Origin of the sequence: Maribacter sp. PR1 (genome assembly GCF_028464145.1) — a bacterium.
Lineage (GTDB): Bacteria > Bacteroidota > Bacteroidia > Flavobacteriales > Flavobacteriaceae > Maribacter.
Genome location: NZ_JAQPCG010000001.1, coordinates 491,617 through 504,157, shown reverse-complemented (window position 1 = coordinate 504,157; position 12,541 = coordinate 491,617). Strand labels below are relative to the sequence as shown.

The following is a 12,541-nucleotide window of genomic DNA, read 5'->3' as shown; positions in this document are numbered from 1 at the left end:
AGTATTTAAAAATTTTACTACCCTTTACTTTGTGCAAAGTATTCGAAGAAATAGGGTATGGTTTCAATTCCTTTTAAATAATTCCAAACACCGAAATGTTCGTTTGGTGAATGAATGGCATCACTATCCAACCCAAATCCCATAAGAATTGTTTTGCTATCCAATTCCTTTTCAAATAGGGACACTATAGGGATGCTGCCACCACTGCGTTGTGGAATTGGTTTTTTTCCAAAGGTGGATTCATAGGCCTTGGAAGCTGCTTGATAGCCATCGGTATCTATTGGCGTAACGTAGCCTTGGCCACCGTGGTGCGGTTTTACTTTCACCCTGACACCTTTTGGGGCTATGGATTCAAAATGATTTTTGAACAGTTCCGTAATTTCCCTCCAATCCTGATGGGGTACCAGACGCATGGAAATTTTTGCATAGGCCTTGCTGGCAATAACTGTTTTTGCACCTTCACCAATATAACCTCCCCAAATACCGTTGACATCCAAAGTGGGTCTTATGGAGTTTCTTTCATTGGTCGTATAGCCTTTTTCACCGTTTACGGATTCAATGTCCATTGATTTTTGATATGCTTCCAAGGAAAAAGGTGCTTTTGCCATTTCGGCACGTTCCGCATCTGAAAGCTGTTCTACCTTGTCATAAAATCCCGGAATGGTGATATGGTTGTTTTCATCATGCAGGCTGGCAATCATCTTGGCCAGAATATTTATAGGGTTGGCCACGGCACCGCCGTACAATCCGGAATGAAGGTCCCGATTGGGTCCGGTTACCTCGACTTCCACATAACTTAAACCTCGAAGTCCCGTGGTGATGGAGGGTACATCATTGGCAATCATTCCCGTATCGGAAATTAATATGACGTCATTTTTCAGTTTTTCCTTGTTTTCCGAAACATATGTGGCCAAATTATTACTGCCAACCTCTTCTTCGCCTTCAATCATAAATTTGATATTGCAGGGTAATTGGTCGGTTTTGACCATGAACTCCAACGCCTTTACATGCATATACATTTGACCCTTATCATCACAGGCTCCTCTAGCAAAAATTGCACCTTCAGGATGCAGCTCCGTTTTCCTAATCACCGGTTCAAATGGTGGAGAGTTCCATAAATCCATGGGGTCTGGGGGTTGAACGTCATAATGCCCATAAACCAGAACGGTAGGGAGATTTTTATCAATAATCTTTTCACCATATACGATAGGGTAACCATCGGTCTCGTGTATTTCCACTATGTCACATCCAGCATTTTCCAGGGCCAGTTTTACGGCATCTGCGGTGTCCAGTACATCTTGGGAGAATGCCGAATCGGCACTAATGGAGGGTATTTTTAGGAGTTCAATGAGTTCTGTAAGAAAGCGGTCTTTGTGATTGGCGATGTATTCTTTTACGTTTTTCATTTAAAATTTTTGGATAAACTACTTAAAAATACAAAAAGCTCGAATTTAATGATTGAAACATTCATTGTAAATTTTTAAGTGCACAGCGGAAGAGTAGATATAGATGTTATATGTGACCTATGAAAAACAATAAATATAAACACATGAAAATTTAGAGAATTGAATTTTTGCTTTATATTTGCATCCCGTTTTTAACGGAAATGCAGGCGTGGTGGAATTGGTAGACACGCTAGACTTAGGATCTAGTGCCGCAAGGTGTGAGAGTTCGAGTCTCTCCGCCTGTACAAAGGGAAACCTCTTGAGAAATCGGGAGGTTTTTTACTTCATACTATTGGTTTGGTTACATAATTAAGGAGAGGCGAGAAGTTTATCCCGAGCGAAGCCGAGGGGAGTCTCTCAGCCTGTACAAAGGGAAACCTCTTGAGAAATCGGGAGGTTTTTTTACTTCATACTATTGGTTTGGTTACATAATTAAGGAGAGGCGAGAAGTTTATCCCGAGCGAAGCCGAGGGGAGTCTCTCCGCCTGTACAAAGGGAAAGCCGACTTTTAGGAGTCGGCTTTTTTATTTTGATTAGAACGATAGTCCATCTAGTTATATGGTTATTAAATATCTAATCACCCTATTTTTCTGCTGTCATTTTCGATTGAAAACCATTGACGTCCAACCAATGCATAAAGGCATCAAACCAACGATTGCTCGTACGGTTCGGATTTCCTAGACCAAAACCATGTCCACCGTTTTGATAGAGATGGAATTCTACGGGAATACCCGCTTTGTACCATGAATCTATAACCCCAAACTGACCTCTAAAAAGAAAGTCATCGCTGGCAATTACATTGAACATTGGTGGGGCATTCTCGGGTACTTCAACAGGTCCCATGCCACCATAAATTGGGCCTATAAAGGCTAATTTCATTATTTTTGAATGTAGCGTTGAATGCATAGTAAGTCCGGCCCCTGCTGAAAAGCCGATCATTCCAATTCTATCGGTATCAACGCCCCACTCCTTGGCACGTTTAACAATCATGGCGTATGCAGCCTCCGCATCCTCGAGTTGGTTTGACAAGTCCCATTCTCTTGGGGGTGCAGGTGTTTCTTCCTTTTCATTATCAGAAGTTTCTGCAGGTGCAGGCGCAGGAGGACGGGGACGGTTCATCCAAGCCGTAAAATCATCAAGTGAGTCTGCCGTAGGATGCAGGCGGTATTTAAGAACAAACGCAGCATATCCTTGTTTTGCAAGTGCATCTGCGACTTCCCACCCCTCGTTGCCAAGGGAAAGCCATCTGAAGCCACCACCGGGAGCCACAATGACCGCTGCTCCGTTAGCTTTTCCAGGCTCTGGAAGAAAAGGGGTCAAAGTCGCTTTTGTGATATTTCTTGCCATAGGGTCGCCCCACTGTTTAAACCAGGATTCTGATGCGGGTTGGTCATCCACCCCGCCGGTTTTGAGTGGAATGGCATTGGGCTCCGAAGGGGCCTCAAGTGGGTAGATGGTTCCGTCTTGTGTGTAGGCCGATATGGCAATGAGCGATAACATGCCGAAAAATGCGGATCTAAATTTGTGTAACATAGTGTGTCGTTTTAATGATTTTAAAATTAGTTTAATTCTGCTATTTGATTTTCTTAAAGGTTGTTCCTATTGAATTTATTAACACCATAAATAGTGGTCACTATTCTTTAAATAAAAGTTGCGCAAATTTATAAAGGTCATGTCGCCATACGGGCCATGTATGTCCTCCCGGATATTCGCTGTATTCGTATTCAATGCCCATTTCGTCAAATTTTTTCATCATTACCTGACAGTTTTGATAGGCGATATCCTCTTCACCTCCCATGGAAATAAAGAAGCGGTCCAAATTGCTATTTATTTTTTCGGTATGCTCTCTCATAAAAGCATATTGTGGACCGGAAAGTTCATCGTTATTGGCGAACCATCCTGAACTGAAAACCCCTAAATAAGAGAACATGTCCGTATTCTGAATACCTGCATAAAGCGTTTGTAATCCGCCCATGGAGAGTCCGGCCAAGGCTCTACTATCGGCATCTGTCTTTACGCGGTATTTATTTTCAACAAAAGGTATTGCACCTAGTTTGAGTTCATTTTCAAAGGCCTTCAACGAATTTTCATTGAACCCGGCAAGACCGCCTGAGGAAACATTCCCGTCTAACATGGCAATAATCATCGGTTTGGCTTGATTTTCGGCAATCAAATTGTCTAAAATTAAATTCGTCTTGCCCTGATTGGCCCAACCTCGTTGGTCTTCCCCACCACCATGTAAAAGGTAGAGCACCGGATATTTGTCGGTTGACCCATCGTACCCCGGAGGTGTATAGACATACATTTCTCGCCAAGAATGGGAAGCTTGGGAATAATACTTGTTAATGCGGATATCCCCATGCGGAACATCCTTTAAGTTGTAGTAATCATCTCCTTTAAAGGGAATCTCAATACCACTTGCCATACGGCCCATTCCGTAAAACGATTCGCTAGCAGGGTCTGCAACCGCAACACCATTGATTAAAAGGGAATAGTAATGAAACCCTTCTGTGATGGAGTCCGTGGTAACGGTCCAAAACCCTTCGTCGTCCTTCACCATGTCATATTTTTTACCAAGGTCAATTTGTAACTGTATTGCATCGGGTGCCTTGGTCTTGAAAATAACACGCTTATCCGGTAATATTTGCGGATAGGGTGAATTTCTAATATTGGTGCTTGCTGGCAATCCCAGTACGCTATACTTGTTGAAAAGGGATTCATCAACCCGCTTGAACAACAGTTGTGAGAACATGTATAGGTCATTTTTCCAAACCTCAAAATCATGCCCGCCCGGCTCCACATAAAAGATATGGGGCACGTCGTACTTGTTCAAGTAATCACTTGTTCTTTTGCTAAAGGGCATGAGACCATCGGCATCGCCACAACTTATCCACAAGACCTCCAAATCCTTGGCCTTTTCTGGATTTGGCAGTAATTCTTCAGGTATTCTGGTATTTGGAGCCGAAGAAAAGCCACCTATCCAAGAAAAAGTATCCAAATTACCCAGTCCAAAATTTAAAGTTTGCCCACCGCCCATGGAGAGACCTGCAATGGCACGGTGCTCCTTATCTTTGTAGACCTTGAATTTTTTCTCGACATACGGAATCAAATCGCTCAACAGGTCTTTTTCAAAAGTGGCAAAAGCGGCCACTTTGTCCTCCGAAAAAATATTACCAACGGCACGGTCGTCTTTCATGGCCCGACCGTTTGGCATGACCACTACCATCGGTTCCAGTTTTCCTTCTGCATAGAGATTGTCCAAAATTACTGCCGGAGCTCCATTTTTAAACCACTCCTTTTCGTCACCTCCAATACCGTGCAACAAGTACAACACCGGGTAGCGTTTTGATTTAGAAAATCCTGGGGGCGTATAAATTAATGCTTTACGGTCTGTACCCACCGTTTTGGAAGAATACGTAATACTATCAATCTTTCCTTTTTCAATGGAACTATTGGCTTCATCAAATCCTTTTGGGGCATGCTTTTCAATATCCTGTCCGTTCATAAAGGAGTAGGAGAGGACCGTTATAATTAATAGTATGAGTTTTTTTATCATGGTTCTATATGTTTCAAATTATGGTTTTAAGTTCGGCGTCTTATTGGTTTTTAAATATGATTCCGCCCTTACTTGGAATTTCGATATCGACTTGTTTGTTCCTTTTTAGTTTGATGCTTTCCATCCTACCATTCAATTGTGCATCATCTTGGAATACGGTGAGCTCATCACCTTTTTCAAACATGGGCAGGGTGAGATTTAGTTGCACCGTATCTTCTTGAGCATTTAAGCCCACGATATACCATTTCTGCCCGTGTCTTCTAGCCAGTATCACATATTTTCCAGGATAGCCATCCAAATAAAGAGTTTCATCCCATGTGGTGGGAACACTTTTCATGAAATCCAAGGCCCAATTTGGGGTATCCGTCAAGTTGTTAGGAGTCAACGCGAAGAACTGAACTGGATTTTGATAGAGCACAGCGGTTGCCAATTGGAATACATCACTTGTCAATCGTTTTTGACCTTTTTCATTTCCTTTGTTAAAAAATTTGTTGAGTACCGTTCCGCCAAATTCCATACTACCCACGCTGTTTCTCATAAAAGGATGAAGCGTCGCATAAAACGCTTCCTTTTGGCGAACATCTTCTGAAAATACTAACATTTCCGAAGCCAAAACTGCTTCACTTCCTGCAAAGTTGGGGAACATCCGTTCCCATCCGCGAGGTAAAGTAGCCCCGTGAAAAACTACCATCAGTCCGTAGTCATTGGCATCGGATAAGATATCCACATATAAACGCATGGTTTCTTGTTTATCGCCTCCGAAAAAATCGGCCTTAATACCTTTGACCCCAACTTCTTTCAACCATTTCATCTCCTTTTTACGGGCTATGGATGTGTTCATTTTGTTTTTGGGGGTTTGAAACGCATCGTTTACGGTACCGTTAGAATTGTACCATAGAAATACGTCTACGCCTTTACTTTTAGCATAAGAAATCAATGTTTTCATTTTATCATAACCTATGTTTTTGTCCCACCATGCATCGATTAAGATGTACTCATAGCCTATTTCGGAAGCCAAGTCAATATATTTAACCTGATCTTCATAGTTCATGCTGGCATCTTGCCAGATAATCCAGCTCCAAGTTCCCCGCCCGTATTGATAATCCTTGCTAGGTTTGTACAAAGGTTTTATCACATCAAAGGGAATTGTGGTTTCTACAATCGGCTTTAAGATTTCTCCCACCGTAATCGTTCTCCAGGGGGTAAAGCCGGGCAGGCCCATTTGCGCTCCGGAACTTCCAAATCCGTTATTTTGTCTTTCGCTGGGAAAATCTACCGTAAAAACCCCTTCTTTAAAATTACTCAAGTGGGATGCTGGATATTGACTATGGACCCCCGTTTCGCTGACCAATACCCACAAGTCACTTTCCGTATGGAAAAGTCCTGGGAATACAAATCCTTCCCTGGATCTTGTTTTCTCAACAGGGATATCCGCTCCATAACCACTTTCGTAACTGGGTGCCGTGCGGGCAAAACCCGTCATAGGAGTCATCATGTTCGATAAGAAACTTGTTGTGTTTTCCGGAAATCTGAAACCGGTAGCCTCAGCTTTTACGATACCACTAATATGGGCTTCCTGGGGATATATTTTATACCGAAAAGCCACATCGTTATTACTGATGTTGAAGATTAAATCAAAGGCATTTACACCATCTTTCATAAATGTAAAGACCGCCTGGTTGGCCTGATAGGTAACTGAACTTTTCTTTATGTTGTCCAAGGAATACGAATCACTTATGGTTGTTTGTACCAAACTATCCTTTAAAATGAGGTTCCTTGTAAAATTCCCTAGATTAGTATCAAGCCCTAATGGTGCATTCACAAGAAAAGCTTTATTATCGTAAGTAAGACTATAGTTGGGTCTTCCGTTCTCTGTTTTGACCGTCAACTGTATTTTAGCATCCGGACTAGTAGCCTTCAATTCAAGATTCTTTGGACCGTTGCCCAAAATCTTCAGCATCTGATCGGCATAACGCTTCCCTAGTTTACGATATCCCGAGGCGGAAAAATGTAACCTATCTGGAATACCTTCACAACCATCAGATGGAATTACATACGAATTGGGGATAACCTCAGGCAAGGTATTGATGATTTCATTCATGCTGGCGCAGGCTCCGTTTTGGTCCTCGCTTAGAAGTTCACCTGCCAAGAGCGGAACTTTATCACCTTCCAGGTTGAGGTCCTTCAACAAATCCTCGTATACTCCTTTAACTTTTTTAGGCCATAGGGTATCTCCCGTGTTCGATTCCCCTTGATGCAAAAGAATTCCTTTTATTACCCCATCTTTCTGGGCTTTTTTTGCCAGTTCTACTAATCGCCCATAAGGATTACCTCCATATTCGTTGATCCAGTTGAGCATCCAATCTGGAGCGGTTTCAACGTAACTCTCATAATTATCCTTGTCGTACAGTTCAATCTTACAACCCCCAACGGCTACATTGATGACGCCTATTTTTACATCCACAGGTACATTTTCTGCCATTTTACGGCCAAAGTAATCAGAAGGGGAGAGTCCGGCATTGCAGCTCGCCAATGGGGGCACGGCCGGATACCATTCTCCCATGGTCCGATTTAAATCGGGACAGTCCATCGGGCTCATCATCTGAAACCCGGGAACCGGAATAGTATCCCTAGCTTCTGCCCGGGTCGCTCCCTGCATGTTCGATTGACCAAAGCAGAGATAAATGTGAAAATTCGTGTCTTGAGAAAATGCTTTTTTGTAAGCAAAAAAGCAAAGGGTTAAAACCAGTAGCCCAACTATTTTTTTCATGGTTCAATTTTAAGTTACTTGGTAAGTACTTTTCAAAAATTTAATTGTGCTAATCCAGTACTATGTCGTTACCCGATGTTGCATACAATCCTAACAGGGCACCGGTAAAACCTCCGGCAATATCAGTAGAGAGAATATCTCCAGAAACTGTTCCGCCAACCGTTTTGAAATCCGAACCGTTTACCGCATAACTGAATTGATATTCATCCCCTTCGGCTGATATTTTCAAGTCAATTGGGCCATCCAAATCAATCGGTTCCGTTGCGATGATTTCAGAAACTGTTTCGCCACGCCAATTTGGTTTACTGTTTTTCTGAAGAACTAAATAGTTTTCCTTTCCTTTTTTTGTGATACCGAATACATAATTGGAATTTTCATTCTGATAGGCCGTAACTCCGGCCATGTCTTTTTCCGATTTCGGCTCATATTCCAAAGTAGTTGTAAAGGAAAAGGTCTTATGCTGTTGCCGATGAAATAACGTTGAGGTAGGTTTCCGTTCCTTGATGTTGGTACTAAACGGGGTGATTTCCAAGCCTTTCTTTGTTTGTTTGATGAACGCTTCCCGTGTACCCCTTAAACCAATCCATCTATAATCCAGCTTATCTGAAGAAAAATCTTCTTCAAAGGTGAAGTTTCCATTGGGTATAAAACCATCTTGACCGGTTTTATTGGTTATCCCTTGCGGCATTTTAAGCTTTGGCTCCATAGGGACTAAGCCATTTTCGAAGACAGGATATTCACCGGACCAATCTACGGGTAGAATGAAGGTCTCCCGACCCGTATTAACGCGATTTTCTTCATTGGGCCTAATGGCAAGGAATACGCCGTAATATCGGTCATCCGGACCTTTAACCAAATCGGCATGACCGGCCCAGTCCACCATATTTTCTCTGTCTTTTGGAAAGTAACGTTGGGTCAAAATTGGGTTACTTGGAGCGGGAATATAGGGTCCTTTTGGACCGTCACTTTTAAATATCACTTCACTATGCCAGTCGCCCGTACCACCTTCGGCGCACATTAAGTAATAACTTCCGTCTTTTTTATAGATATGTGGTGCCTCGATCCAAATGGGTTTTTCGGTAATATCTACGCCACCATCTACAATGATTTCGTCTGTACCGGCTATTACTTGATCGTTCTCAATATCATATTCCCATATTTTGATGACCCTGTGCCCATTGTATAACTCTTTTCCTTCATCTGGGGCATCATTATGTACAACATAAGCCTTACCGTCATCATCAAAGAAAATGGAGGGGTCAATTCCGCCAAAATCTAGCTTTTTTGGGCTGCCCCATCCTTTCATAGGATCTTTTGTTTTTACGATGATATTTCCTAGTCCCCCAGAAAAAGCCGTAACAATCATATAAAATGTATCATTATGAGGGTTGTATGTTATACCAGGGGCATAAACACCTTGACTAATACCGGTATCATGGGGGTTGAACTCGGTAATATCATCTAAAACACCTCCTAAATCAGTCCAATTAACTAAATCTTTTGAGTGGAAAATGGGCACGCCGGGAAACATGGCAAAAGAGGAGCAAACCATATAATAGTCGTCTCCCTTTCTAGTAATGGCAGGATCTGGGTAACAACCCTGTAAAATGGGATTATAAAATTCCCCTTCTTCCAATGGATAATCTTTGTAGACCTGATCGTTACCCTCATAGATGACTTTAGTAAATATGGGGACGTTTTTTTTAGGTGGATACGTACTGTATTCCGAAATGGTAAAGCTTACCATTGCAAACAGCGATAAAACGGCCATTGCTAAAAGTGTATTTCTTTTTCTCATTTTTAAAGTATTCAAAAAGTTGTATTAATTCTTATTTATCGGTCCAGTATTTATGTGCCCAAGCAATCCATGTACTCCAGTTAGGTCCCGTGCTATGCCCGCCCGCATGTTGTCTAAAAGCAACTTCGCCAGAAGTTAAAGCTTGACCAATTACCGGATATTCTTCACTTTCCATACCTTTTTTGCTGAGCAAAGTATATACGGGGGAAGCATGAAGTCCTGCCAGGAACATGCCTTTTCCATCTACCCAATTTCCTTCGATAAAGGGCGAACCCACACTTATAAAAACAGGCCTAGGTGCACATAGGGCGATGAGTTCATGGGCGTCAACAGGTAAGTCATTTACCGTGAGCGTGCTCCCATATTTAATAAAATTACCTGCGAACCAGTGGTACTCGCCGCTAGAAGCTAAATTTTCTACCATCTCACCAAAATTCCTTCGTAATAGGGAAGCTCCTCCAGCTCCAGAGCTACCAATAAAGCCCAAAGAAAACCGTGGATCAAAGGCTATGGTCACCAAGGCCGCCTTACCATAGCGCGATGTTCCTTCAATACCGATTTTTGAGGAATCGATTTTAGGATTAGTTTCATAGTAGTCCATGGCTCTTTCTGCGCCCCAGGCCCAAGCACGGAGCACGCCCCAATCTTGCGGACTTCTATGTTTTCCTTTGTTTGTCAAGCCGATGATGCCCGAGGTGAGTCCGGCCCCATGATCAGCCTGTACACTTGTGGGTACCAAAATGGCATAGCCCCAGTGCTGTGAGATGAGTTGTTGTTTCCATAACGGTTCGTACGAGGATAGCAAATAACTGCTAGATTCTTTGGGAGGTGGGCCAAAAGGCCAGCTGATAAAACCAAAACGGGTGACTAGAGGTACTGCGTTTTCTGTGTCTTTGGGAAGGCCTATCAACAACTCTATATTGACTTCGATATCGGGATGATTGGAATTGTCAACCTTGCCGATAAGTAGCGTTTCCGTTACCGGATACGGACCGGCGGTAGTGTCTTTTTCCGACACGACGGTCCAGCTTATATCGGGAATGTTTTCGGGGACATGACCGTACATCTCTGTTTCAAACTGTGCTACTATTTCTGGTTTTCTAATCTTCCACCAAGCCTCTTCTGTTGATACTTGAGTTCCTTTTGAAGTAGTTAAAGGGTCAGGAAGATCATATGCAACAACTTTATTTTCGTCACTATTGGCTGCATTGGGGTCAGCGGGATTTCCCGACGGTCCTGGACGATTTGGAATCGTAATACCCAATTGCTCCTTCATATTTGAAAAGTCTTGTTGGGTATATTTGCCGATACTATCCCTTGACATATCACTATTCTGGGCACCTACTAGGATAGTGCTTAAAAAAATAAAGAAGTATAGTAGTTTTTTCATGTTTACTGATTTACCCAATTTTCTCCTTCGTCACTCCTTCGCCATCTAAAATAATTGTCGAGCACATTTAAGGAAGCCTCACTAGGAACAGGACCTACATGTGGTTCTTGTTCAAAGTACATCACCTTAGGGTTATGCTCGCTAAATACGGGCCAGTTTGGAAGATTATCCCCGTTTGGATTACCGTATTTTGTAAAGTTGGTCCAATAGGAGCCCATAGCTTCGGAAATATCCTTGTCAGATGTGGACAAATCTGGATTATTTTCGTCTAAGTTCTGAAAAACATAGGCGACTTCTTGACCGTGCGGGGAGCCATACCCGAATTTTGGTGAATCTCCAGGATACTCCGGATGCTGGTCAAAATAGTAATAGTACACTTTGGAATTTCCGTTCTTTGATTGAAGCCTTGCCCAGCTCCAAGTATGCCAGCCAAATGCGGCATCACGTGCCAAATCCCTGGCGGTTTTGGGAACCGAATTTTCACCAACGGGATAAGCCTCTAACAAATCTTTGGAAAACTGCCCATATCTGTTTTCAACGTTTGTTATAAATTCCTCGGGCGTTTTTTCACGGGAGAAGCTGGCACCTTCATCGGAATTGTACCCGATTAGTACCGGCACATCGTTAAATTTTCCTTGTTCGTAAAGTTTAAATTGATCATCGGGAATCACATGTCCGTCAATAATGGGCCAAGCGCCTCCCATGCCCATGCCCATGGGGAGTTTGTCTACTGGAGTGTTTCTCAGGTCTTGTATCGAATTTGCCCCTACTTTTTCGGCATAAGCCAAACCTTCTTGTTCCGCAGTGGCTAAAGTTTTCATGTTTTCCCCAGCGAATGTTATAGGTCTGGATGGACCAAAAGAACCACCGCTCTGGGAAATGGCACCTTGAAACAATCCTTTTGCCAAAGGGGAGGCACACAACATACTCACCGAAATACCTCCAGCAGATTCCCCGAAAATGGTCACTTTATTGGGGTCGCCTCCAAAGGCGGCGATGTTTTCCTTGACCCACTGTAAACCTGCTATTTGATCTAGAATACCATAATTGCCGGAAACCTTATCTGGATTTTCAGCACTGAGTTCAGGATGTGCCAAAAAGCCCATTTGCCCCACGCGATAGGCAATACTGACCAAGACCACTCCTTTTTTGGCAAGGGCCGCCCCATCATATACAGGTTCTGAGGTAGCGCCAAAGCTAAAACCACCGCCATAAATCCATACCAAGACCGGAATTTTTTCGTCGGGTGAAGTTGCTGGGGTCCAAATATTCAAATACAGGCAGTCCTCACTTTTTCCATTTTGGTCGTTCCCTTGAATGGGAGCAGGGCCAAATTCGGTTGTTTGCTTAACGCCTTCCCAAGGTTTTACAGGTTGTGGGGCTATCCATCGTAAATCGCCTACTGGAGGTGCGGCAAAAGGAATTCCTTTGAAAATGGTTAGGCTATCTTCTACGACTCCCTGAACAATACCATCTGCAATTTTGACTTGACCCGGTATTGTCTCTTGTTCTTTTTTGCAGGAAGCAAAAGCAATTAGTAATATTAGAAAGAGTGATAGGCTACTATTTTTCATAACTGACG

At 42.8% G+C, this 12,541-nt stretch carries 7 protein-coding genes and 1 tRNA gene; 1 reads left to right on the top strand and 7 read right to left on the bottom strand.

Annotated elements, in window-relative coordinates; all coding sequences use genetic code 11:
• Positions 1–17: 17 nt before the first annotated feature.
• Positions 18–1,406, bottom strand: coding sequence for a dipeptidase (locus PP182_RS02130; RefSeq protein WP_272649679.1), 1,389 nt, complete (start codon positions 1,404–1,406; stop codon positions 18–20).
• Between the two features lie 202 nt (positions 1,407–1,608).
• Between PP182_RS02130 and PP182_RS02125 the strand changes: the two genes are divergently transcribed.
• Positions 1,609–1,690 (top strand) — tRNA-Leu (locus tag PP182_RS02125).
• A gap of 337 nt (positions 1,691–2,027) precedes the next feature.
• Here PP182_RS02125 and PP182_RS02120 read toward each other — a convergent pair.
• From PP182_RS02120 to PP182_RS02095, 6 genes are all read right to left on the bottom strand, one after another.
• Entirely contained in the window at positions 2,028–2,978 is a 951-nt protein-coding gene (locus PP182_RS02120; RefSeq protein ID WP_272649678.1) for an alpha/beta hydrolase, read from the bottom strand.
• Positions 2,979–3,078: 100 nt separating this feature from the next.
• Positions 3,079–5,001 (bottom strand): alpha/beta hydrolase-fold protein, encoded by a 1,923-nt coding sequence (locus PP182_RS02115; protein ID WP_272649677.1) that lies wholly within the window; start codon positions 4,999–5,001, stop codon positions 3,079–3,081.
• 40 nt (positions 5,002–5,041) lie between these two features.
• A complete protein-coding gene (locus tag PP182_RS02110) occupies positions 5,042–7,771 on the bottom strand; it encodes a glycoside hydrolase family 97 catalytic domain-containing protein (RefSeq protein WP_272649676.1) in 2,730 nt (909 codons plus the stop codon).
• Between the two features lie 49 nt (positions 7,772–7,820).
• Complete coding sequence (locus tag PP182_RS02105) at positions 7,821–9,569, bottom strand: glycoside hydrolase family 43 protein (RefSeq protein WP_272649675.1); 1,749 nt, start codon at positions 9,567–9,569, stop codon at positions 7,821–7,823.
• 31 nt (positions 9,570–9,600) lie between these two features.
• Positions 9,601–10,959, bottom strand: coding sequence for a glucuronyl esterase domain-containing protein (locus PP182_RS02100; RefSeq protein WP_272649674.1), 1,359 nt, complete (start codon positions 10,957–10,959; stop codon positions 9,601–9,603).
• A 2-nt stretch (positions 10,960–10,961) separates the two neighbouring features.
• On the bottom strand, positions 10,962–12,533 hold the full coding sequence (locus PP182_RS02095) for a carboxylesterase/lipase family protein (RefSeq protein ID WP_272649673.1): 1,572 nt from the start codon (positions 12,531–12,533) through the stop codon (positions 10,962–10,964).
• Positions 12,534–12,541: the final 8 nt, after the last annotated feature.